This window comes from Pseudomonas sp. GW821-FHT02A08 (assembly GCF_059422045.1).
Genome location: NZ_JBWKWD010000041.1, coordinates 14251 through 40293, shown reverse-complemented (window position 1 = coordinate 40293; position 26043 = coordinate 14251). Strand labels below are relative to the sequence as shown.

The following is a 26043-nucleotide window of genomic DNA, read 5'->3' as shown; positions in this document are numbered from 1 at the left end:
GATGTATCGCCTGGGCTGGCGATGGTACTGACGGTGGTGGCCCTCCTGAAACACCACCCCTGTAAGCGAGCTTGCTTTGGGCGGCGTTCCGACGATAGCGGAGTGTCAGTCTGCATCCTTACCGACTGACACACCGCTTTCGCGAGCAAGCCCGCTCCCACAGGTTTTGCGGTGTCCCACCATTCAGGTTGCTTACATCCTTGCCAACGCCTGCGCCAGATCCGCGCGCAAGTCCTCGACGTCCTCAACCCCTACCGACAACCGCACCAACCCATCACTAATCCCCAACTCTGCCCTGGTATCGGGCGGGATGGTGGCGTGGGTCATGATCGCCGGGTGTTCGATCAGGCTTTCCACGCCGCCCAGGCTCTCGGCCAGGGCGAAGATCTGCACGTTTTCGAGGAAGCGTTTGGCGCCGGCCAGGTCGCTGTTGAGGTCGAGGGAGATCATCCCGCCGAAACCGTGCATTTGCCGTTTGGCCAGCTCGTGCTGTGGGTGCGAGGGCAGGCCGGGGTAGTAGACCCGTGAGACTTGCGGTTGGCGCTCCAGCCACTGCGCCAGGTCCAGTGCGTTGCTGCAATGCCGTTCCATGCGCAGGGCCAGGGTCTTCACGCCGCGCAGGGTGAGGAAGGCGTCGAACGGCCCGGCGATGGCGCCGACAGCGTTTTGCAGGAAGCCCAGGCGCTCGGCCAGTTCGGCGTTTTGCCCGACCACGGCGATGCCGCCGATCACGTCGGAGTGGCCGTTGAGGTATTTGGTGGTCGAGTGCAGCACGATGTCGAAACCCAGCTCCAGCGGGCGCTGGATCCACGGGCTGGCGAAGGTGTTGTCGGCCACGCAGATGATGCCGCGCGCACGGCAGGTGCGGGCGATGGCGGCGAGGTCGGTGAGGCGCAGCAGTGGATTGCTCGGGGTCTCGACCATGACCATGCGGGTGTCGTCCTGCAGGGAGGCCTCGAACGCCGCCAGGTCGGTCAGGTCGACGAAGCTGAAGCGGTGCCCGGCGCTACGCTGGCGCACCTTGTCGAACAGGCGGAAGGTGCCGCCGTACAGATCGTTGCCCGAGACGATGTGCGAGCCGGCGTCGAGCAGTTCCAGCACCGTGGAAATGGTCGCCAGCCCCGAGGCGAAGGCAAAGCCCCGGGTGCCGCCTTCGAGGTCGGCCACGCAACGCTCCAGCGCCCAGCGCGTCGGGTTGTGGGAACGTCCGTAGTCCAGGCCCTTGTGCACCCCGGGGCTCTGTTGCAGATAGGTGGAGTTGGCGTAGATCGGCGGCATCAAGGCCCCGGTGGATGGGTCCGGCGTTTGCCCGGCGTGGATCACCCGTGTGGCGAAGCCCTTTGGCGGGGTGTTTTTGTCCTGTTGACTCATGGCAGGGATCTCCGCAAATGGTTGAGCATGTCGGTTCGGGTAATCAGGCCGTGGAAGCCCGAGGCATCCTGGATGATCGCCACCAGGCCACGGCCCAGTTCGGCTTCCAGTTCAGCCAACGTGGCGTCGGGGGACAGGGTTTGCAGTTTGTCGGTCATGGCGCTGGCCACGGTTTTACGGAAGTGCGCAACGTCTTCATGCACCCCCAGCAGGATGTCGGACTCGTCGATCACGCCGACCAGTTGTTTACCGTTCACTAGCACCGGTAGCTGCGAGACATCCGCCAGGCGCATGCGTTGAAAAGCCGTCAGTAGCGTGTCATCCGGGCCGACGCTGATCACCCGGCCGTCCTCGAAACGCCGCGCGATCAGGTCGCGCAGGTCACCGTAGTGCTTGCGTTGCAGCAGGCCCTGATCGTTCATCCACTGGTCGTTGTAGACCTTCGACAGGTAACGCGTACCGGTGTCGCAGACGAAGCTCACCACCCGTTTCGGCTGGGTCTGTTCGCGGCAGTAACGCAGCGCCGCCGCCAGCAAAGTACCGGTCGATGAGCCGCCGAGAATGCCTTCGGCGCGCAGCAACTGGCGGGCGTGATCAAAGCTTTCTTCGTCGCTGATTGAATAGGCGTGGCGCACGCTGGACAGGTCGGCAATCGACGGGATGAAGTCTTCGCCGATGCCTTCCACCGCCCAGGAACCGGGGGTGGGGAGGGGGCGACCGCGGCTGTATTCAGCCATCACCGAACCGACCGGGTCGGCCAGGACCATTTCCAGGTCCGGCTGTACGCGTTTGAAGAAACGGGTCAGCCCGGTGAGGGTGCCGGCCGATCCGACGCCGACGACGATGGCATCCACATCGTGCTGGGTTTGTGCCCAGATCTCCGGCGCGGTGCTGCATTCGTGGGCCAGCGGGTTGGCCGGGTTGTTGAACTGGTCGGCGAAGAACGCATCGGGAATTTCCGCCGCCAGCCGCGCGGCGACGTCCTGGTAGTACTCGGGATGGCCCTTGCCGACGTCGGAGCGGGTGATGTGCACCTCGGCGCCCATGGCCTTGAGGTGCAAGACCTTCTCGGTGGACATCTTGTCCGGCACCACCAGCACCACCCGGTAGCCCTTGGCGCGGCCGACCAGGGCCAGGCCCAGGCCAGTGTTGCCGGCGGTGGCTTCGACGATGGTGCCGCCGGGCCTGAGGCGACCATCGCGTTCGGCGGTGTCGATCATGGCCAGACCGATGCGGTCCTTGATCGAGCCGCCGGGGTTCTGTGATTCGAGTTTGAGAAACAGCGTACAGGGACCGGTATCGAACCGGCTGACGCGTACCAGCGGGGTATTGCCAATCAGTTCGAGTACGGCAGGACGGGAATTGTCGGGCATGTCATCACTCCTTGCGTGAATCCGCACTGGATGGACAGCAATCCGCGCCGGGTCTTCGCGCCGGTCGCGGGCAATGCATCGCTTGGACCATAGGCCGGGATCGGGTCGACCGCAACCTTGCACGGCCAGCCGGTCACCTCGACGCTTTTTCCTCGCCAGCAACCACAAAAAACATAATTTCGCTATTTCCCGGCTCCGAACAGAATGCGGCCAACACCCTGATACCGATAGCCGCAGCAGAAGAACAACAGTGATCAGAATCGAGGCGGCAGCCATGACCGACCTGAATCAAACCACCTTTCAGAAGTGCACAGCCATGACAGTTGATAAAACCGAAATTGATACGCTTGTTGTTGGCGCCGGCCAGGCCGGCGTGGCCATGAGTGAACACCTGAGCAAACTCGGTGTGCCTCACCTCGTTGTGGAGCGCAATCGTATCGCCGAAGCCTGGCGCACCGGTCGCTGGGATTCGCTGGTAGCCAACGGTCCGGCCTGGCACGACCGTTTCCCGGGGCTGGAATTCGACGGCCTGGACCCGGACGCCTTCGCCGGCAAAGAGCAGGTGGCCGAGTACTTCGAAGCCTACGCCCGCAAGTTCAACGCGCCGATCCGCACCGGTGTTGAAGTCAAGAAGGTGGAGCGTAATGCCGACCGTCCGGGTTTCACTGTTGAAACCTCTGATGGCGTGATCGAGGCCCGGCATGTGGTGGTCGCCACCGGTCCGTTCCAGCGTCCGGCCATTCCACCGATTGCCCCCGAAATCGCCGGCATCACCCAGATTCACTCCGCCCAGTACTACAACCCGCAGCAACTGGCCGAAGGCGCGGTGCTGGTGGTGGGCGCCGGTTCCTCAGGTGTGCAGATCGCCGATGAACTGCAACGTTCCGGCAAGCAGGTCTACCTGTCGGTGGGCGCCCACGATCGTCCACCCCGTGCCTATCGCAATCGTGATTTCTGCTGGTGGCTGGGGGTGCTGGGCGAGTGGGATGCCGAGGCCATGCAACCGGGCAAGGAGCACGTGACCATCGCCGTGAGCGGTGCCCGTGGCGGCCACACCGTGGACTTCCGCCGCCTGGCACATCAGGGCATGACCCTGGTCGGCCTGACCCAGGCGTTCAACGGCGCTGTGGTGAGTTTTGAAGACAACCTCGCCGACAACATTAAACGTGGCGATGAAAACTACCTCGCGCTGCTCGACAAGGCCGACGCCTATATCGAGCGCAACGGCCTGGACCTGCCGCTGGAACCCGAAGCCCGGGCCATGCTGGCGGACCCGGATTGCGTGACAAATCCAATCCTGGAACTGGACCTGCTCAAGGCCGGCGTCACCACGATCATCTGGGCCACCGGTTACTCCACCGACTACAGCTGGCTGAAGGTCGATGCCTTCAAGGAAAACGGCAAACCCCAGCACCAGCGCGGCGTGTCGGCCGAGCCGGGGGTGTATTTCGTTGGTTTGCCGTGGCAGTCCCGTCGTGGCTCCGCGTTCATCTGGGGCGTTTGGCACGACGCCAAGCACATCGCCGATCACATCGTTAAACAGCACACCTATTTCAACTATCGGGATGCGACCCAGCGTCAAGCCGACGCCGCCCGCGTACCTGTTCAGAAAGCCAGCCTCATGGGAGTTCGTTAATGCCTACTCATACCCGCATCCGCATGTTCAACACCAAAGACACCTACCCGAACCAGACGCTGGACAACGATTTGTGCCAGGCCGTGCGCGCCGGCAACACCGTGTATGTGCGTGGCCAGGTCGGCACCGATTTCAACGGCCAACTGGTGGGCCTCGGTGATCCGCGCGCCCAGGCCGAACAGGCCATGCGCAACGTCAAGCAATTGCTTGAAGAGGCGGGCAGCGACCTGAGCCATATCGTCAAGGCCACCACCTACCTGATCGACCCGCGCTATCGCGAGCCGGTGTACCAGGAAGTCGGCAAGTGGCTCAAGGGGGTGTTCCCGATTTCCACCGGCCTTGTGGTCAGTGCCCTCGGCCAGCCGCAGTGGTTGATGGAAATCGACGTGATTGCCGTTATCCCTGAATAAGGAATTCGCCATGACTTTTTCCATCGTGGGTCGCTGCGCCGAGACCGGCCAGCTGGGCATTGCCATCAGTTCTTCGAGCATCGCCGTCGGTGCGCGCTGCCCCTGGCTGCGTGCCGGGGTCGGCGCGGTGTCGAGCCAGAACATCACGCTGCCGGCCCTCGGCCCGCAGATCCTCGATGAACTGGCAGGCGGCTCGGCGCCTCCCCAGGCGCTGGACCACTCATTGACCCGCAATGGCTACAGCCAGTATCGGCAGGTGGCGGTCGTGGATGCCCACGGGCGTACGGCGGTGTTCAGCGGCAACCATGCCCTGGGCATCAATAACGCTGTGGCCGGTGACCAATGCGTGGCGGCCGGCAATCTGCTGGCCAACAGTGGGGTGATCGAGGCGATGGTCGCGGCCTTCGAAAACAGCGAAGGCTGCCTCGCCACCCGCCTGATGAACGCCTTGCAGGCCGGGCAGGATGTCGGTGGCGAAGCCGGCGCGGTGCACTCGGCGGCACTGTCGGTGGTCGGTGACCTGACCTGGCCGATTGTCGACCTGCGGGTGGATTGGGCCGATGAAAACCCGATCGGCGAGCTGGGCAAACTGTGGTCGGCCTACGAGCCGCAATTGCAGGACTACCTGACCCGCGCCCTCAATCCGACCCTGGCCCCCGCCTATGGAGTGCCCGGTGATGAGTGAGTTGCGCAGCCGCGCCATGCTCGCGCGGTTGATCGGGTTCGCCACGGTCAGCCGCGATTCGAACCTTGAGCTGATCGAGTTCGTGCGTGACTACCTGCACGGACTGGGCGTGGCGTGCGAACTGATCTACAACGCCGAGCGGACCAAGGCCAATCTGTTGGCCACGGTCGGCCCGAGCGTGGCCGGCGGCATCGTGCTGTCCGGGCACACCGACGTGGTGCCGGTGGACGGCCAGGCCTGGACGGTCGAGCCGTTCAGCCTGAGCGAGGCGGGCGGCAAGCTGTATGGGCGCGGCACCGCGGACATGAAAGGCTATCTGGCCTCGGTGCTGGCCGCCGTGCCGGTGTTTCTCGCCAGCCCTTTGAAGCGCCCGGTGCATTTGGCGTTTTCCTATGACGAAGAGGTCGGTTGCCTCGGCGTGCGCGGTTTGCTGGAAGTGTTGCCTCAACGTATTGCGGCGCCGGCGTTGTGCTTGATCGGCGAGCCGACCGAACTCAAGCCGGTGCTCGGCCACAAGGGCAAGCTGGCGATGCGTTGCCATGTGCGCGGTGCGGCCTGTCACTCGGCCTACGCGCCTTATGGGGTCAATGCCATCGAGCAGGCCGCGCGCCTGATCGGTCGGCTGGGCGACATCGGCGCCACCCTGGCCCGGCCGCCATTGCACGACAAGCGCTTCGATCCGGCGTTCTCGACCGTGCAGGTCGGGGTGATCAAGGGCGGTACGGCGCTGAACATCGTGCCGGCGGACTGCCGTTTCGATTTCGAGATCCGCGCCTTGCCCGACTTCGCCCCGCAAGTGGTCGTCGATGAGCTGCAGGACTACGCCGAGCAGACGTTGCTGCCGGCCATGCAGGCCGTGGACACCGATACCGCGATCCGCTTTGAAAAAATCTCGGCCTATCCGGGCCTGGCGACACCCGCCGACAGCGCCGCCGCCCGGCTGATTGCCGAGCTGTGCGGCAGCGATGATTTCGGCACCGTGGCCTTTGGCACCGAAGGCGGGCTGTTCAATCAGACCGGGATTGCGACCGTGGTCTGCGGTCCCGGCAGCATGGACCAGGGGCACAAGCCCGATGAATTTGTCAGCGTCGATCAGATGGCGGCCTGTGACCGCCTGATGGATCGCCTGGCGGCTTACTTGAGTGAATCCGAACACCCATAACAACAACGGGCCGACCAGCCCCGAGGAAGCGATCCATGTCCAGATCCTTGCGTTGCAGTGTTCCGTTTGCCCTGGCGTTGTTGAGTGCCAGTGTGTGGGCGGCCCCCCAGGACCTCACCGTGATTTCTTTCGGTGGTGCTACCAAACAGGCCCAGGATAAGGCCTATTTCCAGCCGTTCAACGCCAGCGGCGCGGGCAACATCATCGCCGGTGAGTACAACGGCGAGTTGTCGAAGATCAAGGCCATGGTCTCGGCCGGCCACACCAGCTGGGACGTGGTGGAAGTCGAAAGCCCCGAGTTGTTGCGCGGCTGCGAGGAGGGTCTGTTCGAGAAGCTCGACGCCGGGCGCTTCGGTGATTCGGCAAACTTTGTGCCCGGTGCGTTGACCGAGTGCGGGGTGGCCACTTACGTCTGGTCGATGGTCATGGCCTACGACCAGAGCAAACAGGCCAAGGCGCCGCAGTCCTGGGCGGACTTCTGGAACGTCGCGGACTTCCCGGGCAAGCGCGGCCTGCGCAAGAGTGCCAAGTACACCCTGGAAATCGCGTTGCTCGCCGACGGTGTCAAGGCGGACGACGTGTACAAGGTCTTGAAAACCCCGCAAGGCGTGACGCGGGCCTTTGCCAAGCTCGACCAGATCAAGTCGAACATCCAGTGGTGGGAGGCGGGCGCGCAACCGGCGCAATGGCTGGTGGCCGGGGATGTGGTGATGAGCGCCGCCTACAACGGCCGGATTGCCTCGGCGCAGAAGGAGGGCATGAAGCTGAGTATCGTCTGGCCGCAAAGCCTGTACGACCCGGAATACTGGGCAGTGGTCAAAGGCACACCGAACAAGGCACTGGCGGAAAACTTCATCGCGTTTGCCAGCCAGCCGCAGACGCAAAAAGTCTTCTCGGAAAACATCCCCTACGGGCCGGTGCATCGCCAGACCCTGCCGCTGCTGCCCAAGGACGTGCAGGAGCAACTTCCGACCGCCGAGGCCAACCTGGCCGGCGCCCGGGCCGTGGACGCGGAGTTCTGGGTCGACCATGGCGAAGAGCTTGAACAGCGCTTCAATGCCTGGGCTGCGCGCTGATACACAATCGTGTAGCGACACAAAACCCTGTGGGAGCGGCGGTGCGGCGATCCGACTTGCCCGCGAAGGCGGTGGGCCAGTCAACATTAATGTTGCTTGTGCCGGCCTCTTCGCGGGCAAGCCCGCTCCCACAGGAATCTTCATTGGCCAAAAATTTGCCGTTTACCCTCTCGAATGTCGGGAAAGGGTGGCGGTGTGTTGTGCTTTGTTTTTGTTTTTGTTTTTACGGTGCCCGGGCGGTTGATGCGGAGTTCTGGGTCGACCATGGCGAAGAGCTTGAACAGCGCTTCAATGCCTGGGCTGTGCGCTAACCCAGCAACCGTGTGAAGACGCAAATCCCTGTGGGAGCGGGCTTGCCCGCGAAGGCGGCGGGCCAGTCAACATTAATGTTGCTTGTGCCGGCCTCTTCGCGAGCAAGCCCGCTCCCACAAAAAGCAGTGCGATACCTCGGGTTCAAGCTTTGCCGGGTTTGCGCAGTGGTGATGGTAGTCAGCTAAAACGCAGGACCCTGTGGGAGCGGGCTTGCTCGCGAAAGCGGTTTGTCAGCCACATGGATGCTGGATGTGCCGCCGTCTTCGCGGGCAAGTCGGATCGCCGCACCGCCGCTCCCACAGGGATTTCGTCGTTCGGATTTTTATTGGTTTTTCCTGCTGATAATTGGCCATTACTGCGCAATCTTTTTTAAGGTTTAAAGGCACAAATTAACTAATTTTCCTCCCCGCGCTCTTTGTCCATGATCGGCTCCAACAAGAAATGCGCCGTCCCGTCTGCGCACACCGAAGTACGAACACGTACTCATCCTTGCCTTGGAGTTCGTCATGTCCACCACCGCTTCATCCGCCCCGCTCATCGAGAAACACACGATCGGGTACGTCCCTCCTGAGGATCGCCACGGAAAGGTCAAAGATCTGTTCACCCTGTGGTTCGGCGGCAATATCGCGCCGTTGCCCATCGTCACCGGCGCGCTTGGCGTGCAGTTGTTCCACCTGAACCTGGTCTGGGGCATTGTCGCGATCATCGTCGGCCACCTGGTCGGTGGTGTGCTGATGGCGCTGCACTCGGCGCAAGGCCCGCAGATGGGCATCCCGCAGATGATCCAGAGTCGCGCGCAGTTCGGTTCCCTGGGTGCATTGCTGGTGGTGGTGATTGCCGGCGTGATGTACATCGGCTTCTTCGCCTCCAACATCGTCCTGGCCGGCAAGTCGCTGCATGGCGTGGTCGAGAGTGTGCCGGTGTCGGTGGGCATCGTCCTCGGCGGCCTCGGTTCGGGGATCATCGGCATCATTGGCTACCGCTTCATCCACGTGCTCAATCGCATCGGCACCTGGGTGCTGGGCCTGGGCATCGTGCTGGGCTTCGGCTACATCCTGACCCACGTACAGACCGATGACTTCCTGACCCGCGGCAGTTTCAACATCTCCGGCTGGCTGGCCACGGTGTCGCTGGCAGCGCTGTGGCAGATCGCGTTCGCGCCTTACGTATCCGATTACTCGCGCTACCTGCCCAAGGACGTCAAGGTCAGCTCGACCTTCTGGGCGACCTACCTGGGTTCGTCGCTGGGCTCGATCCTGTCCTTCGTGTTCGGCGCGGTCGCCGTGCTGGCCACGCCAGTGGGCATGGACACCATGGACGCGGTGAAACTCGCCACCGGTGCCATTGGCCCGTTGATGCTGGTGCTGTTCCTGCTCAGCGTGATCAGCCATAACGCCCTGAACCTTTACGGCGCCGTGCTCTCGGTGATCACCTTGCTGCAAACCTTCGCCCACCGCTGGATTCCGACCGCGCAAAGCCGGGCGGTGCTGTCGCTGATCATCCTCGCCGGTTGCTGCGTGGCGGCCATCGGCGCCTCGGCGGATTTCATCGGGCATTTCGTCGACCTGGTGCTGGCGTTGCTGGTGGTGCTGGTGCCGTGGACCGCGATCAACCTCATCGACTTCTACGCGATCCACAAGGGTGACTACGACATCGCCTCGATCTTCCGCGTCGACGGCGGCATCTATGGCCGCTTCAACCCGCAGGCGCTGCTGGCCTACGCCATCGGCATCGTGGTGCAGATTCCGTTCATGAACACGCCGATCTACACCGGCCCCGTGGCGGTGCATATCGATGGCGCGGATCTGTCGTGGCTGGTGGGCTTGATCGTCACGACGCCGCTGTACTACTGGCTGGCGAACCGCGATACCGCTTATCGTCGCCGGCAGAACGTGGCGGGTCTGATGTCGGGCAACCTATAAAGGACGCTGGAACCGGCGTGGCGGGTTGAAATGATTGTGTAATTCGGGATGGTCGTTTGCCGGGTGTATCGCTATGCTCAGCAGGTTTGCCAAACGCCAATGATAACAATCACAGTGAAACCATGAGCCAATCAGACACGCGAGCGACTGTTCTAGCGCTGTATCCGGAAGACTCCCGCGAGGCCGCGGCATTGCTCAAGCAGGCAGTGCCGCTGATGGTTCGTCACAACATTCCGCCCAACCCGGTGCACTACGCGCTCTGGTACACCTACAGCAAGGGCCAGGAGCCGGAGCTCAATCGGCACCTGGACCGGGTGGTCAACGATTTCGACTCTTTCCCACCGGAGTCGGCGGCCAAGCTGTTTCGCGAGTACATAATCCGCGATGAACTGGCGGACGCCCGCTCCGGGCAGCAGGACGCAATCAACCTGGTCGACGACATGGAGCGCGATGTGTCGCGCAGCGTGAAGGGCAACCAGAACTTCCAGGCCAGCCTCGGCCAATACCTGCAAATGCTCGAAGAGCCCGCCGACGAGCGCTTGCCGAGCATCCTGGTCCAGCTGCAACAGAGTACCCGGCTGATGCAGGGGCAGCAGGAGCACTTCCTCGCCCAGTTGCAGTCGGCGCAGCATGAAATCAAAAGCCTGCGGGACAAACTCGAACGCGCCCAACTGGCCGCGACCCTCGATGGCCTGACCGAATTGCTCAACCGCAGCACCTTCAACCGCCAGCTTGAACAGGCGATGAGTAACGCGGCGACCGGCGTGGCGCTGGTGATGCTGGATATCGACCACTTCAAGCAATTCAACGATCAGTACGGCCATCCCTTGGGCGACCGCGTGCTTCAGCATGTCGCCCGGGTGTTGCGCGATTCGCTGTCCGGCGAAGCGTTCGCGGCGCGTTACGGCGGCGAGGAGTTCTGCGTGGTGCTCAAGGACTGCCAGGACCTGGCCACCGCGGGCGCTTTTGCCGAGCGTCTGCGCCTGAAAATCCAGTCGCTGCGGGTCAAGGCCCGGGGCACCGACACGGTGCTGGACACCATTACCGCGTCGTTCGGCGTGGCCCATGCACAACCTGGCGACACACTGGAAAGCCTGTTGACCCGCGCTGATGACGCGCTGTACCAGGCCAAGCGCAACGGGCGCAACCTGGTACGTCAGCAGCCAGACGTACCTGTCGCGGCCGGTTAACCGAGGATGAAGTAGACCTTGCGCACCGTGGAGTGGCTACAAGCAGAGCGGCATCGGTCGCGATGGTCGTCAACGATAACGCGGGTTGGCGGGTACCCTGCGGCGCTCTCGGGTTTATCGCGAGCAAGCTCGCTCCTACATCCCCACACATAGGTTATTACACCCACCTGACTGGGCCTTTATCACCAAACTTGCGTCTCGCCTGGCACACCGTCAAACAGCTTGTTCATTAACTTGGACTTTTTCTTCGCCCTGTGGTGGTGGCTCATTCGCTGCTTAACCCCTTGGTACCATGCCCGATACTTCAAGCTTCGCGAGGGTGCAAGCCACGGTTTGACCTTCTTCCTCTCCTGCGGTCCTGCCGAGACCTGTTTTCCCTGACGCATTCCAGTGGCAGACGAACGGTCAATTGCATTGCACTGTGACGGTGCGTCTCTATATAGTGGCATAACAATATCACACCTTGGTCAGCGGAGCTGCATTCACATCGTTGGGCGCTCTGGCTGACGCCTTGCCCAATAGAGAATGTGCATGCCAAACCGCTCTTTACACTTCAAGTTGTTCTGGACGGCCCTGACTGGAACAGTGGTCGTCATGGCGCTGCTCCTGGGTTCCATTGCCTGGATCGCTTATGGCACGTCGCTAAAGGAAACCTCTGCGCTGGTCGAGACCATCGTCAAGGCCAATGCCAAGGAAGTCGAAGTTGAACTGGGGGCCGGCTTTACCGTGGCCGAGTCGCTGGCCAGTGTCGCCACGGCGATGCAGCAACAGCACGTCGAGCGCCGGGCCGCCGATGCCATGACGCGCCAGTTGCTCGAGGCCAATCCGAACCTGTTGGGCCTGGGGCAATACTGGGAAGCCAACGCGTTCGACGGCAAGGACAGTGACTTCGTCAACCAGCCGAACCACGACGCCACGGGCCGTTACCTGACGTACTGGAATCGCGCGAACGGCACGGTGAAGTCCGAGCCGCTGAGCGGGTACGCCCCGGAGAATGCCGATAACCAGTACTACTACCGGCCGCTGCACACCCGCCAGTCATGGGCGACCGAGCCCTACGTGTACAGCACGGGCAACGGCCAGAAAGTGATGCTGGTATCGATCATGGCGCCACTGTTGCAGGGTGGCAAAGCGCTGGGTGTGGCCGGTGTCGATATTCCGCTGGAAAACATCAACCGGCAGTTGGCGAAAATCGATGCCTATAAAGGCTACGGTGCGCTGGTCTCCAGCGACGGGCTGTACGCCAGCCATCCCGATGCCAAGCGCCTGGCACAACCGGCCGATGATTTGCCGGCTGAAGCCAAAAGTGCCATCAAGGCCGGCCAGCCCTATCATTTCGAGCGCGATGGCTGGGGCTATGTGCTGCAACCGGTGCGCATCGGAAAGGCTCCGAACAGTTGGGCATTGATGGTGGCCTATCCACTGGCCGAAGCCATGGCCGGCATCAATCACTTCCTCTATACCGCGGTGGTCATCGGCCTGGTGGCGCTGCTGGCGCTGGCCATTGTGCTCTGGCATTTGCTGGCATGGCAGATCCGTCCGCTGTCGGGCCTGACGGTCGGTATCCAGGCCTGGGGCGGCGAACTAGGCCTGCGTTTCGAACAACGCAGCGGCGATGAAACCGGCAAGCTGGCCGGGGCCTTCAACCAGTTCATCCAGCGCCTGGGGGACCTGGTGGGGTCGATCCGCCACAGCAGCGCGACGCTGATGCAGATCTCCACGCACCTGGGCGACACCACCCAGGCGGTGGCCGAGCGCGCCACCTCGCAACACACGGCCACCGAGGAAATGGCCAGCGGCGTCACGGCGCTGGCGCACTCGGTGACGGAAATGTCCCAGCAGGCCGAGGACGTGGAGCAGCTGGCGCGCAATACCGAAATGCTGACCACGCATATCTCCGGGGACATGAGCCAGACGCTCGCCGGCATCACCCACATCGACCAGACCATGGATGTGGTGGCTGGCGCCGTGGGCGATTTGGAAAAACGTTCGCAGCAGATCGCCGGCATCATCGCGGTGATCCGCAGCATTGCCGACCAGACCAATTTGCTGGCGCTCAACGCGGCGATTGAAGCGGCGCGGGCAGGAGAGCAGGGTCGCGGGTTTGCGGTGGTGGCCGATGAAGTGCGGCAACTGGCCGAGCGCACCAGCCGTTCAACCGGGGAAATCGGCGAGATGATCGGCGCCATCGGTTCGGACGTGCGCAACACCGTCGCCAACGTGCAGCAGGTCGGTGAGGCGGTGCGTCAGGGTGTCGTGCAACTGACCACGTCGGCGCAGGGTGTCGACCAGATCCGCCAGCATGCCCAGGACATTCTGACGCGCATCAGCGAAGTGGCGCGCCAGACCCAGAGCCAGGCCGCGACGGGGGAGCAATTGTCCGTCGCGATACAGGGTGTGAGTCGGATTTCCGAGCAGAACGATCACGCGATCCGCAGCCTGCTCGATCAGTCGTTGCAACTGCGCGACCAGGCCGGTTCGCTGAACCGGCAACTGACCCAATTCAAGGATTGAGCCGGTTGCCGTCACTTCTCGATCAGTGGAACGGGAAGATGTAGTTCATCCATGCAGCCATGCGCAGAAGGATTTTGCGCATCATCGCGATGTGATGGAAATGCTGGCTGTATAACGCGGCCTGGCCATAGGCCCCACCGGGCATCTGGTTGGCATACTGGGCATAGTCGGGATCGGTGATTTCAATGATCACCGGGACCCGGCCGGCCGGTGGTGAACCGGTGAAACCGATCAGCGTGCCCGATGGCTGGATCTGGCCTTCGGCGATGACCGACACGACGGTTTTCACCTTGCCTTCGAACACCTTGCCGGGAATGCCGTCGAAAGCGACTTCCGCCTCGTCGCCTTCGGTCAGGCGCAACAGGCTGTTCTGGCGCATCCACGCGGAGAAGTAGTGCCCTTCGGCGGGAATGAAGACCATCGAAGGGCGCAGCGGCAACTTGGTCGCCATCATGCCCGGGCGCAGCGAAACGTGGGTGACGAAGCCTTTGCTCGGCGCACGGACCGTGGTGTTGTCGAGTTCGTACTGCGCGCTGTCCAGTTGTGCCTTGAGGTCGTCACTGCGCGCGACCACCATGTCCAGTTCCCGTTGGGTGCTGAAATTACGCTTGATCAGCTCGGTGATCCGCGCGCGATCGGCCTGGGCGGCAATCAGCTGAGCCTTGAGGGATTTGAGCCGGTATTCGAACGGCGCCGGGTCGATGCGAAACAGCACATCGCCTTTTTCCAGGGGCTGGTTGGTCTTTACCGGTACATCGATCACCTGGCCGCTGACCACCGGAATCACCGGAACCGATACGAAATAGGAACGCGCCACCTCGGAGTAGGGGTGGTTGTAGTTCATCGTGAAAATCATCGCGCCGACAATCACGATCCCGCCCAGCACCGCCGTGGGCACTGTCCATTTGTTCAATGGAATGCGGAAGATCTTGAAGATGGCTACGCAGATTGCCGCATACGTCAGAACGAGTAAAAGATCCATGGATCAAAGGCCCTCGCCGAGATTGTTCGTTGGCAGCCTGCTCTGTGCAGTACCGGTCGCTGCCTCGAGGCGCTCGATCCGGCCTTGCAGTTCGGCGACCTGTTGTTCGAGGTGAACCACATGGCTCTTTGGTGAGTGTCCGTCACTGAAACCCCAGCCCCGGTCCTCTCGATAGGCCATCGCCCAGATCCACAGGAACGGCCACAGCGCGTGCAGGGTGAAGAGGCTGACCCAGCCGGTGGCGTGGATCGCATCCTGGTGAGGGTGGTTGCGGTGGACGGCAATTTCATAGGGAATGTCGTGGAGCAGGATGATCCCGTAAAACAGAACAAGCCCGACAAAGACCAGCAGGCCCAGGGCGAAGTAATCAAGCATGAACCACTCCTCTTGAAGCAGGTAACGTGTGCGGATGAGTGTAGCCGTTCAATCTACACTTGACAGGGATGCGGATATCCAGCCGGAACAACCGGTGCCTGGCCCAAGCATCGACCGATACCGTGCAAGCACACTGCGACGAGGTGAATTCATGCCAACCAATGGTCAATTCGAGAGGGCGCCTGTACTTGACCCTGTCGAGCGCATTACCGAGGTGATCTTCGGCCTGCTGATGGCCATGACGTTCACCGGCACCATCAGCGTGGCCACGGCGGACCAGGCAGCCGAACGCACGATGATGATTGCCGCACTCGGCTGCAATCTCGCCTGGGGACTGGCCGATGCGGTCATGTACCTGTTGCGCGCACTGGTCGAGCGCACGCGCAGGATCAAGCTGTACATGGCCTTGCGCAACGGCACGGACGCCGCGGCCGGTCAGGCGCTCGTTGCGCAGGTGTTGCCGTTGCAATTGGCGACGGCGGCCGGCAGCGAGGGGCTGGAGTTGTTGCGCCGTCGGCTGCTCGATCAGCCCTCCTTGCCGATCAGGGCCGGCCTGGGCTGGAGCGACTTCAGGGGCGCCCTCGGCGTTTTCCTGTTGGTCGTGGGCTCGACATTTCCGCTGGTGGTGCCGTTCATACTGCTCGATCAGACGGCACTCGCCATTCGCCTGTCCAACCTGATCGGGCTCGTGGTGCTGTTCCTCGCAGGCTGGATGCTCGCCAGATACGCTGGCGCCACGCAATGGCAGGGTGGGGTGATCATGGCCGCCACGGGAGGTGTGCTGATCCTTGCGATCATTGCACTCGGTGGCTGACAACCGGTCATAATTCAGCACACTAAAGACTCATTCTCATTTACTATTGCCCTTCCATTTACGTCGGGCAGCCCGGTATGGATGTTCTTGCCGCAATCCATCTTTATTTATCCCAATGGGTGATCGAGCCGGTCACCCGGCAGTTCCTGGGCATTTTCGACTTCAACGGCAGACTCGGTCTAGCCTTTCTCTGCATGTCTTACGGCGTCGCCTATTGCCTGTTCCGCCACCGAAAATCCAGGGGCCTGACCGACGCGCGCTCATTCGGGCAGTTCATCGGCGGCCGCCGGGTGTACCTGCATCGCTCGGCGCTGCTCGACTATCGCTACTACTTCGTACTCGCCATCCTCAAGGTTGCCCTGGTGCTACCCATCGTCGCCCTGGTGGATCCGTACGTCTTGCGTTCAGCGGACTACATCGCATTCTTCACCCACCTGTGGGGCGCGCGTACGCAAGTGGAGGAGCACCTGGCGCTGACCCTGCTCTATGGGCTGGGCGTATTTCTGGTCAAGGATTTCAGCCATTACTGGGGCCATCGCGCTTTTCATTCGCGGTATCTGTGGGCCTTTCACAAGGTCCATCATTCGGCACCCGTGCTGGTACCGGCGACGGCCAGTCGCGTGCACTTTCTGGAAGAAGTGGTCGAAAAGCTCACGGACATCATCTGCGTCGGCGCGTTTGCCGGTGGCTTCTGGTATGTCTGCGGCGGGGAGATCAGCCGCTATACCTTGTTCGGCGTGACCTACATGGTGTTCATCTTCAATGCCCTGGCGGCCAACCTGCGTCACAGCCACGTCTGGTTGTCCTTCGGACCGGTGCTGGAACGGGTACTGAGCAGCCCGGCGCAACACCAGATTCATCACAGCGATGCACCGCGACACTTCAACAAGAACTTCGGCATCAATCTGTCACTGTGGGACTGGATGTTCGGCACGCTCTACGTCACCCGGTCCACACCCGAGTCCATTCACTTCGGCACCGGTGAGAACGATCACGAGCGTTACCTGACGCTGCGGGGGCTGATCGTCACGCCTTTCGTGGATGTCGCCCGCAAATTCTTCCCTGGAAAACCCCGGAAAGCACAGCCTCAAAGCGGATCTGATCCGTATTTTTCAGCGCAATCTGCCTCTGTAACGGATACAGCCGCCAGCCCACAATAAATCCCCGGTACGGTAGCCCTCGGCGCCGCTGTACCGCCAATTCATAGTGTGGGAGGCCCCATGGCCAAGATGACGATTTTTCTCGGCGGTTTTCTGCTGTTGACCATTCTTATCGGTGTGCTGGCGACGATTCCGCCGGCGTGATTACATCCGTTGCTGCTCGTCGCGGTATGACTCACCCACATAGGTAACAAAACAGTTCGAGCAACTGGTGCCCATCACTTGATACTCAACGGTGCGGCGTTGGCCCCGGGAATCTTCATAGGTCATGTGCGCCGGAACCGGTCCGCATTCGTTGGCGATTTCCGATACTTCGATGACGCGCTTGATATCAAGCCTGGTGCCGTATGTGTAGGTTTCAACCGGCGGTTGGCTGGTGGCGGCAGTCGAGTGGCTGTCGTCTGCAAAGGCCTGGGTGCCGGCGCTGCCAAGCGCAAGCAAGAGTGCGATGTTCAACAGTTTCATGATCTTCACCTCGTGGTTAAAGCGTTATCCCTTGAGCCTTTTTTCCCGCGTGAGTGAATAGCGCCTGTTTGGCTTTACTCACTTGGGTAGAACCGATGGTAGGCGTTTGGCAAGGGTGCAAATATCGGTCGGCGGGATAAACACTGTTGCCGGATTGATCATGAATAGAGGGGGCTTTGGCTAGTGCCGGTCAGTTAAGCGGTAATGCGATCTGTAGCAGCTGCCGAGCCTGCGAGGCTGCGTTCGGCTGCGAAGCAGTCGTAAATTCAGTCATTGCGGTACGTCAGGCAGGCTGCGTCAGCTGGACTCACGACTGCTTCGCAGCCGAACGCAGCCTCGCGGGCTCGGCAGCTGCTACAAAGGGTGTCGCGGTCGTTCTTGAAAAAGCATTTGCATGATAGATAAGGTGCGCTTTCGCTTCTGAACGCCGAGGGCAGGCGTGATCAAACGCCATGACGCAGTAGTGAATATCTCAGGCAACTGCGCCGTCACCGGCGATACATTGAGTCAGCGCGGAAAAAAACATAATGGTCACCTTCCGACAAGAGAATGCGACCTCTCTCCTGTCGGTCCCTGCCATACATTTGAGCTTTTCCGCGCTTGGCAAAACTGTGCACGAATGAGCGTGCCCGGTAATTTACAATGGTGGCGGGATTACTTCTCGACCAGTATTTTCGGGTTGGCACTGCCCCAGACGGTGTAGAGGTCGGCCAGAAGCGCACCATTGATCTCTTCGACTTCAGCCTGGCTGACTTCGTTTGCGCCTTGCTTGCCAAATAGCACTACTTCATCACCTGCCTTGACGTCGGGTGCATCCGAGACATCGACCATCACGGTGTTCATCGAAACCTTGCCCACCACCGGTACGCGATGACCATTGATCAATACCACGCCTTTATTGGTGAACACGCGGCGATACCCATCGGAGTAACCGACCGTGATGTTGGCAAGTTTCGAATCACGTGTCAGGGTGAAGGTGCGGTCGTAACCCACTGTGTTTCCAGCGGGATAGTCATTGACCGAGGCCACATGCGACTTGAATTGCATCACGCGCCGATATTCAGTGCGCGAAATGACGGTATCGCCAAACAACGCGCCGCCCGTGCGCACCATGTCCAGGCGCGATTCGGGTACTTCCAGGGTGGCGAAGGAGTTGGCCGCGTGCAGGGTGATTTTCTTGCGATCGAGCTGGGCCACGTCCATCAGCCAGGCCGCTTGTTCGTTGAAGGTTGCCAGGCCCTTGCGTACGTCGTCCTTATCCTCCACCGCGAAGTGGGTCATGATTGCGACCACTTCCAGATTCGGTACCTTTGTGATTGCCACGGCGTCTTTCTTGCCCTGTTCGGTCGCCATTTCCACGCCGTTACGGCTCATGCCGCTTGAGTTGAGGCCGATGTGCACCTGCAGTTTGCGACCGTGCTTATGTGCAAGATCGGCCGCCTGGCGGGCGAAATCGAGGTTGCCCACCAGTTCCTCGATGTTGTACTGCAGAGCATTTTCCAGCTCCCCCAGGGAAGCGGTGCGAACACGGATCAACTGGCCTTTAAAGCCGCTTTCGCGAACCACTCGCGCCTCTTCGTTACTGGCGACCGCCACACAGGGTACACCGAGCGCGATCACCGAAGGCATCACCAACCCGATACCATGACCATAAGCGTCGGCTTTCAGTACCGCACAGAGTTTCGACTTGCCGGCCAGCTCCGCTTGCAGGGTACGGATATTGTGCTCTAACGCGGTCTTGTTGATTTCAATCCAGGCATTACTGATTTGCGCAGTCAGCTCGGAGTTGCCGTTAGTGAGCGACAGCGGCGGCGCCGCCTGGGCCTGGCTCTGCAAAAAAAACAGGCCGAGGGACAACGCTAGAACAGTACGAGTAAAGGGCATCTGAAACTCTCCATGTAATCGGTCTTTTTATTATTCCGATGCCGATTATTGGAAGGCGATGTAAGTTGCCGTTGTACGCCGCGTTCTAAGATGTAAAAACATGTAAGGAATATGTTCGCGGCCGTTGTGGGTGCCGGTGTCTGCAATGTGCAAGTCGGGGATCGCGTCGCCCTCTTAACGACACAAGATCAGTTGGGCAGACGCTTGGGCTGAAGCGAGCGCGACCTGTGGTTTTCCTTTCGCCTGTAGCTACATGAGTCCGATCATGCGACCCAGCGCATCACCTTCTCAAGGTGGCCAGTGTGCGCGTCCAGTTGTTCATTGAGAACTACAAAACCCTGCTTCTCATAGAAATGGATAGCAGGCGCATTCGCCGAATACACAGTCAGCCGTAGAGTTGACTTGGATGCCATGGCGTCCGCGAGAAGCTGCGTACCTATACCGTCCCTCTGACGTTCAGGCGATACGAATAGCGCCGCAAGTGTGTCTCCATATACAGAGCAGAACCCTGCTACCGTCCCGTCAGCCTCAAACACTCGGGACATGGCGCCGGGCAGGTAGACCTCACGCATGGCATCAAGCTGGCTATGCCAGAATTCGGGGGCTATGAAGTGATGCGCCTGGATTGACGCTCGTAGCCAAATGTCCAATACGGGCTCCAGGTCAACGTTTCGAAAGTCGCGGATCATGAGGTCTCAACGATTGAGTCAGGAAGAAAACATTGTGCCATATGCGTGCTCCGCGCAACGGTCCTCCGCTTGCAGATCTACCTGGCACTGATTCTGATCAAACAGCAATACATGGGGCTGGAACTGTGACTGCCAACGCCAGCATCGGTTTGCTCTGGACGCTGACAGTCTGTTTGGGCCGCTGGCATGAGTATCGCCCCGTACGGCCTGCCGACTCCGTTGATGGTCATGGTCGCACTGAAGGTTTTTTTGCTCAGCACGCCACTATCGGCTGATCAAGCCTGGGCCAGGCGTCCTATGCGTAACCAGCCAACGACCACTGCGCCAGCTTGGCTTCACGAACATCGCCAGTGCCGACCAGGCATCGACGGTGGCGCTTCAATTGGCTCAAATCATCCAACCACCGCATTTTATATTCTGGTGACTCTGTTTTACTTTCTGCTGAACGCCTACGGCAGGCGTGATCAAACGCGCCAATCACTTTTGTTAAATTTATTGACTTCAAAGTCAGCTTCTAGAAAGATGCAGGCCGCCAGACCTGTTTCGATCTTTTCCCAGCCTCAATCACGTCGCACTGACGGCGCTTGCAGACCTGCAGGCGGTAAATTTCGCCAATCGCTATATACAAAAATATATAGCGATTGGCGAAAACGTCAGGTCACGAGGGGGATCAGGACCCTGGACACCAAAAAAACAAGAGATCCGCACCGGAGTAAACACAATGAAGCTGCAACCCCTGGCCCTGGCCATCACCCTGGGTGGCTTGACCCATCAGGCCATCGCCGCCGGTTTTATCGAAGACAGCAAGGCCTCGCTGAACCTGCGCAATTTCTATTTCAATTCGGACAACCGGGAAAGCCAGGGCAAGGTGGGCAATGCCGCCTACACCAGCCAAGCCAAGGAGTGGGGGCAAGGGCTGCAACTCAACGTGTTCTCCGGATTCACCCAGGGCACCGTCGGCTTTGGCCTGGACGCTATCGCCATGACAGGGCTGAAGCTCGACAGCGGCGGTCGCGTGGGCAAGGCCGGTATCGAGCGCACGCCGGGGGCGCTGTTTCCCACGGACAGCGACGGCCATGCGGTCGATGAGTATTCCAAGGGCGGCGTGACCGGCAAAGTGCGCATTTCCAGGACCGAAGCACGCCTGGGTACCCTGCAGCCCAAGCTGCCGGTGATCAACTTCAACGACGGTCGTCTGCTGCCGCAAACCTTCGAAGGCGGGCAGATCACCTCAAGCGAAATCGACGGCCTGACCCTTACCGCCGGCCAACTGCAAAGCACCAAGACCCGCAGCTCCACCGACGATATCGATCTGCGCATCGGCGGTGCGACGCGTCCCGCCGGTACTCCGGCCAGCACCGCGCTGGCCGACTCGGACAACTTCGTCTTTGCCGGCGGCGACTACAAGATCACCAAGGACCTGACCGCCCAGTACTACTACGGCAGCCTCGAAGATTTCTACCGACAGCACTTCCTCGGCCTCATCCACACCCTGGCCATCGGTCCCGGCGCGCTGAAGACTGACCTGCGCTATTTCAACAGCAGCGCCGATGGCAAGAACGGCAACGCGGCCGGGCGGGCCCAGGGCTACAAAAGCAGCGGTTTCTGGAAAGCGGGGGACGCCCACGCGGGTGAGGTGGACAACAACACCTGGAGTGCCCTGTTCACCTACAGCCTGAGTGGCCATGCCTTCAGCGCCGGCTACCAGCAAGTCTCTGGCGACAGCGCGTTCCCGTTCGTCAATCAGGGTGACGGCGCCACTGCGTACCTGATCACCGACCGGCAGATCGGCAAGTTCCTCAGTGCCGGCGAGCGCACCTGGCTGGCCGAATACGGGTATGACTTCGTGGCGCTTGGCGTGCCGGGGCTCAAGACAGTGGTCACTTATTTGAGCGGCGACAATATCGACTCCGCCGCCGGTGACCGCAAAGAGTGGGAGCGCGACCTGCGCATCGATTACGCGCTGCAAAGCGGTCCACTCAAGGGGGTGGGCATTTCCTGGCGTAACGCCAGCTTGCGTGGCAATGCCAGCAGCGACCTGGATGAAAACCGCCTGATCCTCAGCTATAGCCTGCCGCTGCTTTAAGCACGGTCCCGGTCCTGGCTTGCCGGTGGGCAGCCCAGGACCGTCAGGTGATTGGTCAACCCCGACAGGAGCATCGCCATGCGTTCTATTTTTTCGACTGTGCAAAGCCTTGTTCGCCCCAGCGCCGACCCCGTGTTGTTGTCACGCCCGGTCATCAATGTGGCTGAGCAGACACTGGAAGTGGTCGGGCAAGTGCAGAACCCGCTGTGCCTGAGTGTGGCCGACCTGCATGCCATGCCGGGTTACGACTGGGTGAGACTGACCAGCAATACCTGCGAGGGCAATGCGCAGAAAGCACAGAAAAAGGGCTATCGCGGGGTGCTGCTGCGGGAAATTGTCCTCAAGGCCGGGTTGAAGAGCGACGATCCCAAAGGCTGGAAACGCGCCTACGTGGTGGCGCGTGCCAGTGACGGCTATGTCGCGTTGTTCAGTTGGAACGAACTGATCAATACCGACGTGGGCGATGCGGTACTGGTGGTGTACCGACAACATTCCCACCAGCAGACGGAGCTCGGCGAACACCTTTCATTGGTCTCGGGAAGCGATCGTCATTCCGGGGCTCGTCAAGTGAAGTGGCTGCGCAGCATTGAGCTGTGCAGCATTTTTGGCTGACTCCATCCACAACGCCTACCGAGGAATATGCCAATGCCAGTGTGCAATTCGCTTGGCTTTGATCGACATTCTACGGTCGAGCAGGTGTTGGCCGGCGAACAGTGGCCACCGGAATTCGAAGTGGCCCTGAGGGATCTGCTGGAGCAGATGACCAACGCCGGCCATGACGTCACGCTGCACAACCTCGGTCGGTTCGTCGGCGACTTTGTACCGCGCTACACCCTGGACCGTGCCGAGGAATGGCAGGAATGGGCGACCCGGCGCTGGGTCTCGCAGACCAAACCTGCACTGGTGGACAAACTGGCGGATGTCTTCATCGGCGGTCAGTGATACCGCTGGCGCTCACTGGTATTCATCATGCCGACGCCACCAGGGTCCCGTTTCATTGCGGCCCTTGGGCGCGCGGTCGAGCCATTGGTACATGCTCCACAATCCATCCAGGCCTCGCGCGTAGGTGGAGTAGGTGTGATAGATCTCGCGGTCCTCCAATACGAACGTGCTCAACCCTGGCCGGTCGCGGGTATAGGTCGGCGCATCGGTGCCACAGGTCGCGGCGAACTGTTTCACCGGTTCCGGTATTTCACTGGCGTCCATGGCATGGCCGCCGCGCTGGTAGTTGTATTCGACCAAGCCTTCACGCTGCTGGGCTTCGGTGAAGTAGACATTGAAGTCGGCAGTGAAATCGCTGTCGGCGGCCGAGGCCCAGGGGAAGGTCCAGCCCATTCGGCGCTTGTAGGCCTGCAGTTTCGCCAACGGCGCGCGGGATATCGCCATCAGGGTCACGTTGTGGTTCGCCAGGTGGATGACGATGGGGTCGAAGCCATCGGCGATGGCGGAGCAGGACGGGCAGCCGGCTGTGTAGTCGGGGCCGAACATGAAGTGGTAGACCAGCAGTTGCGAGCGCCCTTGAAAGAGTTCGGCCAGGGTGGCGCTGCCGTTGTCGGTATCGAAGCGGTACGTCTTGTCGAGGCGAACCCATGGCAATGCCTGGCGTTGCCTGGCCACTTCATCGCTGCGTCGGGTCAGGGCCTTTTCCGCTTCGAGCAGTTGCAAACGTGCCGCCAGCCATTGTTCCCGGGTCGTGGTTTTGTGCGTGTTCATCGTTGTACGCTCCTGGTGAAAGGTCGTGATTTAGACTAAACCCGGGTATCGAATGATGGGAGTGACAAGCGTGGCGGGATTTCGATGGACTCGATGATCACGGCAGCCGCGCAGGCGCTGGCGGCGGGCAATCCGCTGGGTGCACTGGATCGTGTGGCCTTGCGCGACGATGCACCGGCGTTGGCCCTGCGCGGTATCGCCATGGCGCAACTGGGCGATCTGGTGCGGGCCAGGGCGCTGGTCAAGCGTGCGCAACGGGCCTTTGCACCCAGGGAAGTGCTGGCCCGGTCACGCTGTGTGGTGGCCGAGGCGGAAATCGCCCTGGCTTCGCGGGAGCTCGGGTGGCCGGTCAAGGCGCTCGAAACGGCGCGGGTCACCCTTGAACACCACGGTGATCGGGTCAATGCCGCCCATGCGCGTTATCTGCAAATCCGCCGTTTGCTGTTGATCGGACAGCTCGACGAGGCGCAGCAGTTATTGGCCGAACTCGACCCCGACCCATTGCCGCCGGCCTTGCGGGCAACCCATGAACTGGTGTTGGCGGGGATCGCCATTCGCCGTGTGCAAGCGCACGCGGCGCGGGAGGCGTTGAACAGGGCCGGGCAGGCAGCTGGTCAAACAGGGATTGCCGCGCTCATCGCTGAGGTCCGGCACGCTGCGTATCTGCTGGATGCCCCCGCCGCGCGCCTGATTGCCCAGGGTGAAGTACGGCCGCTGTTGCTCGATGACGTTGAAGCGTTGTTCTGTTCAACGTCACTGGTGGTGGATGCCTGCCGGTACGTTGTGCACGGTTGTGGCATGTCGGTGCCGCTGGCGACGCGGCCGATCCTGTTCGTGCTCGCCCGTGCCTTGGCCGAGGCCTGGCCCGCCGACGTTGCGCGGGAAGTGCTGATCGCCCGGGCATTTCGTCTGAAGCTCTCGGATGAGTCCCATCGCGCCCGGCTTCGTGTGGAAATCGGCAGGCTGCGCAAGGCACTCAAGCCGTTGGCCGACGTCATCGCGACGACCCGCGGTTATGCCCTGCAATCGTCGGTGTGTACGCACGTGGTGGCGCTGGCGCAACCGGTCGAGGAAAAATTTGCCGCGGTATTTGCCTGCCTCGCCGATGGCGAGTCGTGGTCGAGTTCCGCCCTGGCACTGGCGCTGGGTACCAGCCAGCGCACGGTGCAACGGGCGCTCGATACACTGGCGGAGCAGGGCAAGGTGCAGTGGTTTGGCCGTGGCCGTGCACGGCGCTGGATGACGCCACCGGTGCCGGGATTCGCGACGACCTTGTTACTCCCGGCACCGCTGCCCGGTGGCTAGGATGAACGCCACCAACCCCCATCGAGGAATGCCAGATGAAAAACGCAACTGCTGAAATCATTCGTGAATATGGCCCGTTTGCCGATGTCGACCATGTGTGCGGCGTCACCTGGGACGGCGAAAAGGTCTGGTTCGCCAGCAACAGCAAAATCAACGCCCTGGACCCGGAGAGTGGCAAGGTGCTGAGCTCGATCGATGTCGCTGCCCATGCGGGCACCGCGTTTGACGGGGAGCACCTGTTCCAGATCGCCGAAGACCGCATCCACAAGATCGACCCCCGCAGCGGCCGCATCCTCTCGACGATTCCTGCCCCCGGCGCCGGTACCGATTCGGGGCTGACCTGGGCCGAAGGGACGTTGTGGGTGGGCCAGTACCGCGAACGCAAGATCCATCAGATCGACCCCGAGACCGGCAAGATCCTGCGCACCATCGAATCCAACCGTTTCGTCACCGGCGTGACCTGGGTGCAAGGTTCACTGTGGCATGGCACCTGGGAGGGCGACGAGAGTGAACTGCGGCGCATCGACTCGCAAACCGGTGAAGTATTGGAGAGCCTCAAGATGCCGGAAGGCGTGGGCGTGTCGGGGCTGGAGTCCGATGGCGGCGAGCGGTTGTTCTGCGGTGGCGGCAATAGCGGCAAGGTGAGGGTGGTGCGTCGGCCTTCGTGATGCACGGATCTGTGTACACCCACTTACCCTGTGGGAGCGGGCTTGCTCCGGGCGGCGTTCCGACGAAGGCGGTGTGTCAGACGACATTGATGTTGAAAGTGCCGGCCCCTTCGCTGGCAAGCCAGCTCCCACCTTTGATCTGTGTCGGCCACGAAATCGGCGTACACCCATTTACCCTGTGGGAGCGGGCTTGCCCGCGAAGGCGGCGTGTCAGACGACATTGATGTTGAAAGTGCCGGCCCCTTCGCTGG

Annotated in this window: 22 protein-coding genes and 3 pseudogenes; 17 read left to right on the top strand and 8 right to left on the bottom strand. The window is 61.3% G+C overall.

Annotation, left to right across the window (positions count from 1 at the left end; all coding sequences use genetic code 11):
- Positions 1–192 precede the first annotated feature (192 nt).
- On the bottom strand, positions 193–1371 hold the full coding sequence (locus AC07W4_RS23435) for a trans-sulfuration enzyme family protein (RefSeq protein ID WP_495034161.1): 1179 nt from the start codon (positions 1369–1371) through the stop codon (positions 193–195).
- The gene (locus AC07W4_RS23430) at positions 1368–2744 is read right to left on the bottom strand and encodes a pyridoxal-phosphate dependent enzyme (protein WP_495034160.1); all 1377 of its coding nucleotides are present in this window, start codon (positions 2742–2744) and stop codon (positions 1368–1370) included. The genes AC07W4_RS23435 and AC07W4_RS23430 overlap by 4 nt, the downstream gene beginning before the upstream one ends.
- A gap of 274 nt (positions 2745–3018) precedes the next feature.
- Here AC07W4_RS23430 and AC07W4_RS23425 point away from each other — a divergent pair, with 274 nt between their 5' ends.
- The 10 genes and pseudogenes from AC07W4_RS23425 to AC07W4_RS23380 form a co-directional block, all read left to right on the top strand.
- Positions 3019–4380, top strand: a complete 1362-nt coding sequence (locus tag AC07W4_RS23425; protein WP_495034159.1) for a flavin-containing monooxygenase — start codon at positions 3019–3021, stop codon at positions 4378–4380.
- Positions 4380–4790 carry a RidA family protein gene (locus AC07W4_RS23420; RefSeq protein ID WP_495034158.1) on the top strand — a complete coding sequence of 137 codons (411 nt, stop codon included), beginning with the start codon at positions 4380–4382 and terminating at the stop codon, positions 4788–4790. The genes AC07W4_RS23425 and AC07W4_RS23420 overlap by 1 nt, the downstream gene beginning before the upstream one ends.
- 10 nt (positions 4791–4800) lie before the next feature.
- Positions 4801–5475, top strand: a complete 675-nt coding sequence (locus tag AC07W4_RS23415; protein ID WP_495034157.1) for a DUF1028 domain-containing protein — start codon at positions 4801–4803, stop codon at positions 5473–5475.
- On the top strand, positions 5468–6637 hold the full coding sequence (argE, locus tag AC07W4_RS23410; protein WP_495034156.1) for an acetylornithine deacetylase: 1170 nt from the start codon (positions 5468–5470) through the stop codon (positions 6635–6637). Before AC07W4_RS23415 ends, argE begins: the two co-directional genes overlap by 8 nt.
- 35 nt (positions 6638–6672) lie before the next feature.
- A complete protein-coding gene (locus AC07W4_RS23405; protein WP_495034155.1) occupies positions 6673–7713 on the top strand; it encodes an ABC transporter substrate-binding protein in 1041 nt (346 codons plus the stop codon).
- Positions 7714–7940: 227 nt separating this feature from the next.
- A pseudogene (locus tag AC07W4_RS23400) lies at positions 7941–8024 on the top strand (hypothetical protein); the annotation flags it as partial.
- A gap of 507 nt (positions 8025–8531) precedes the next feature.
- Positions 8532–9947 (top strand): purine-cytosine permease family protein, encoded by a 1416-nt coding sequence (locus tag AC07W4_RS23395; RefSeq protein ID WP_008049652.1) that lies wholly within the window; start codon positions 8532–8534, stop codon positions 9945–9947.
- A gap of 122 nt (positions 9948–10069) precedes the next feature.
- Positions 10070–11137, top strand: a complete 1068-nt coding sequence (locus tag AC07W4_RS23390; protein ID WP_495034154.1) for a GGDEF domain-containing protein — start codon at positions 10070–10072, stop codon at positions 11135–11137.
- Positions 11138–11662: 525 nt separating this feature from the next.
- Positions 11663–12790: pseudogene (locus AC07W4_RS23385) on the top strand (PDC sensor domain-containing protein); the annotation flags it as partial.
- Positions 12791–13114: 324 nt separating this feature from the next.
- Positions 13115–13651 (top strand): annotated as a pseudogene (locus AC07W4_RS23380) (methyl-accepting chemotaxis protein); the annotation flags it as partial.
- 22 nt (positions 13652–13673) lie between these two features.
- On the opposite strand, the gene AC07W4_RS23375 reads toward AC07W4_RS23380, so the two are convergent.
- Both AC07W4_RS23375 and AC07W4_RS23370 read right to left on the bottom strand, forming a co-directional pair.
- Positions 13674–14633 carry an HlyD family secretion protein gene (locus AC07W4_RS23375; RefSeq protein WP_495034153.1) on the bottom strand — a complete coding sequence of 320 codons (960 nt, stop codon included), beginning with the start codon at positions 14631–14633 and terminating at the stop codon, positions 13674–13676.
- Positions 14634–14636: 3 nt separating this feature from the next.
- The gene (locus AC07W4_RS23370) at positions 14637–15008 is read right to left on the bottom strand and encodes a DUF3302 domain-containing protein (RefSeq protein ID WP_495034152.1); all 372 of its coding nucleotides are present in this window, start codon (positions 15006–15008) and stop codon (positions 14637–14639) included.
- Positions 15009–15159: 151 nt separating this feature from the next.
- Between AC07W4_RS23370 and AC07W4_RS23365 the strand changes: the two genes are divergently transcribed.
- Both AC07W4_RS23365 and AC07W4_RS23360 read left to right on the top strand, forming a co-directional pair.
- Positions 15160–15822, top strand: coding sequence for a hypothetical protein (locus AC07W4_RS23365; protein ID WP_495034151.1), 663 nt, complete (start codon positions 15160–15162; stop codon positions 15820–15822).
- Between the two features lie 77 nt (positions 15823–15899).
- The gene (locus AC07W4_RS23360; RefSeq protein ID WP_495034150.1) at positions 15900–16982 is read left to right on the top strand and encodes a sterol desaturase family protein; all 1083 of its coding nucleotides are present in this window, start codon (positions 15900–15902) and stop codon (positions 16980–16982) included.
- A gap of 144 nt (positions 16983–17126) precedes the next feature.
- On the opposite strand, the gene AC07W4_RS23355 is transcribed toward AC07W4_RS23360, so the two are convergent.
- The 3 genes from AC07W4_RS23355 to AC07W4_RS23345 all read right to left on the bottom strand — a co-directional run bounded on the left by AC07W4_RS23355 (position 17127) and on the right by AC07W4_RS23345 (position 20020).
- Positions 17127–17447 carry a DUF2790 domain-containing protein gene (locus tag AC07W4_RS23355; RefSeq protein ID WP_495034149.1) on the bottom strand — a complete coding sequence of 107 codons (321 nt, stop codon included), beginning with the start codon at positions 17445–17447 and terminating at the stop codon, positions 17127–17129.
- A gap of 654 nt (positions 17448–18101) precedes the next feature.
- On the bottom strand, positions 18102–19331 hold the full coding sequence (alr, locus tag AC07W4_RS23350; RefSeq protein WP_495034148.1) for an alanine racemase: 1230 nt from the start codon (positions 19329–19331) through the stop codon (positions 18102–18104).
- 263 nt (positions 19332–19594) lie between these two features.
- The gene (locus tag AC07W4_RS23345; protein WP_495034147.1) at positions 19595–20020 is read right to left on the bottom strand and encodes an N-acetyltransferase; all 426 of its coding nucleotides are present in this window, start codon (positions 20018–20020) and stop codon (positions 19595–19597) included.
- A 721-nt stretch (positions 20021–20741) separates the two neighbouring features.
- Between AC07W4_RS23345 and AC07W4_RS23340 the strand changes: the two genes are divergently transcribed.
- The 3 genes from AC07W4_RS23340 to AC07W4_RS23330 all read left to right on the top strand — a co-directional run bounded on the left by AC07W4_RS23340 (position 20742) and on the right by AC07W4_RS23330 (position 23048).
- On the top strand, positions 20742–22106 hold the full coding sequence (locus tag AC07W4_RS23340; RefSeq protein ID WP_495034146.1) for an OprD family porin: 1365 nt from the start codon (positions 20742–20744) through the stop codon (positions 22104–22106).
- A 78-nt stretch (positions 22107–22184) separates the two neighbouring features.
- Positions 22185–22718, top strand: coding sequence for a molybdopterin-dependent oxidoreductase (locus tag AC07W4_RS23335; RefSeq protein WP_495034145.1), 534 nt, complete (start codon positions 22185–22187; stop codon positions 22716–22718).
- Between the two features lie 33 nt (positions 22719–22751).
- Positions 22752–23048, top strand: a complete 297-nt coding sequence (locus AC07W4_RS23330) for a hypothetical protein (RefSeq protein ID WP_495034144.1) — start codon at positions 22752–22754, stop codon at positions 23046–23048.
- A 12-nt stretch (positions 23049–23060) separates the two neighbouring features.
- Here the strand turns inward: AC07W4_RS23330 and AC07W4_RS23325 are convergent, their stop codons facing one another.
- Positions 23061–23819, bottom strand: a complete 759-nt coding sequence (locus AC07W4_RS23325; protein WP_495034143.1) for a DUF899 domain-containing protein — start codon at positions 23817–23819, stop codon at positions 23061–23063.
- Between the two features lie 84 nt (positions 23820–23903).
- Here AC07W4_RS23325 and AC07W4_RS23320 point away from each other — a divergent pair, with 84 nt between their 5' ends.
- Together AC07W4_RS23320 and AC07W4_RS23315 are read left to right on the top strand one after the other, a co-directional pair.
- A complete protein-coding gene (locus tag AC07W4_RS23320; RefSeq protein WP_495034142.1) occupies positions 23904–25124 on the top strand; it encodes a helix-turn-helix domain-containing protein in 1221 nt (406 codons plus the stop codon).
- A 35-nt stretch (positions 25125–25159) separates the two neighbouring features.
- Complete coding sequence (locus AC07W4_RS23315; RefSeq protein ID WP_495034141.1) at positions 25160–25792, top strand: Vgb family protein; 633 nt, start codon at positions 25160–25162, stop codon at positions 25790–25792.
- Positions 25793–26043 lie beyond the last annotated feature (251 nt).

Coding starts and splice junctions, on each gene's coding strand:
- AC07W4_RS23370 (WP_495034152.1), bottom strand. CDS start 15,008: ATGCTTGATTACTTCGCCCTGGGCCTGCTGGTCTTTGTCGGGCTTGTT.
- AC07W4_RS23330 (WP_495034144.1), top strand. CDS start 22,752: ATGCCAGTGTGCAATTCGCTTGGCTTTGATCGACATTCTACGGTCGAG.
- AC07W4_RS23435 (WP_495034161.1), bottom strand. CDS start 1,371: ATGAGTCAACAGGACAAAAACACCCCGCCAAAGGGCTTCGCCACACGG.
- AC07W4_RS23425 (WP_495034159.1), top strand. CDS start 3,019: ATGACCGACCTGAATCAAACCACCTTTCAGAAGTGCACAGCCATGACA.
- AC07W4_RS23375 (WP_495034153.1), bottom strand. CDS start 14,633: ATGGATCTTTTACTCGTTCTGACGTATGCGGCAATCTGCGTAGCCATC.
- AC07W4_RS23315 (WP_495034141.1), top strand. CDS start 25,160: ATGAAAAACGCAACTGCTGAAATCATTCGTGAATATGGCCCGTTTGCC.
- AC07W4_RS23340 (WP_495034146.1), top strand. CDS start 20,742: ATGAAGCTGCAACCCCTGGCCCTGGCCATCACCCTGGGTGGCTTGACC.
- AC07W4_RS23355 (WP_495034149.1), bottom strand. CDS start 17,447: ATGAAACTGTTGAACATCGCACTCTTGCTTGCGCTTGGCAGCGCCGGC.
- alr (WP_495034148.1), bottom strand. CDS start 19,331: ATGCCCTTTACTCGTACTGTTCTAGCGTTGTCCCTCGGCCTGTTTTTT.
- argE (WP_495034156.1), top strand. CDS start 5,468: ATGAGTGAGTTGCGCAGCCGCGCCATGCTCGCGCGGTTGATCGGGTTC.
- AC07W4_RS23395 (WP_008049652.1), top strand. CDS start 8,532: ATGTCCACCACCGCTTCATCCGCCCCGCTCATCGAGAAACACACGATC.
- AC07W4_RS23320 (WP_495034142.1), top strand. CDS start 23,904: ATGGACTCGATGATCACGGCAGCCGCGCAGGCGCTGGCGGCGGGCAAT.
- AC07W4_RS23420 (WP_495034158.1), top strand. CDS start 4,380: ATGCCTACTCATACCCGCATCCGCATGTTCAACACCAAAGACACCTAC.
- AC07W4_RS23390 (WP_495034154.1), top strand. CDS start 10,070: ATGAGCCAATCAGACACGCGAGCGACTGTTCTAGCGCTGTATCCGGAA.
- AC07W4_RS23430 (WP_495034160.1), bottom strand. CDS start 2,744: ATGCCCGACAATTCCCGTCCTGCCGTACTCGAACTGATTGGCAATACC.
- AC07W4_RS23325 (WP_495034143.1), bottom strand. CDS start 23,819: ATGAACACGCACAAAACCACGACCCGGGAACAATGGCTGGCGGCACGT.
- AC07W4_RS23415 (WP_495034157.1), top strand. CDS start 4,801: ATGACTTTTTCCATCGTGGGTCGCTGCGCCGAGACCGGCCAGCTGGGC.
- AC07W4_RS23405 (WP_495034155.1), top strand. CDS start 6,673: ATGTCCAGATCCTTGCGTTGCAGTGTTCCGTTTGCCCTGGCGTTGTTG.
- AC07W4_RS23365 (WP_495034151.1), top strand. CDS start 15,160: ATGCCAACCAATGGTCAATTCGAGAGGGCGCCTGTACTTGACCCTGTC.
- AC07W4_RS23345 (WP_495034147.1), bottom strand. CDS start 20,020: ATGATCCGCGACTTTCGAAACGTTGACCTGGAGCCCGTATTGGACATT.
- AC07W4_RS23335 (WP_495034145.1), top strand. CDS start 22,185: ATGCGTTCTATTTTTTCGACTGTGCAAAGCCTTGTTCGCCCCAGCGCC.
- AC07W4_RS23360 (WP_495034150.1), top strand. CDS start 15,900: ATGGATGTTCTTGCCGCAATCCATCTTTATTTATCCCAATGGGTGATC.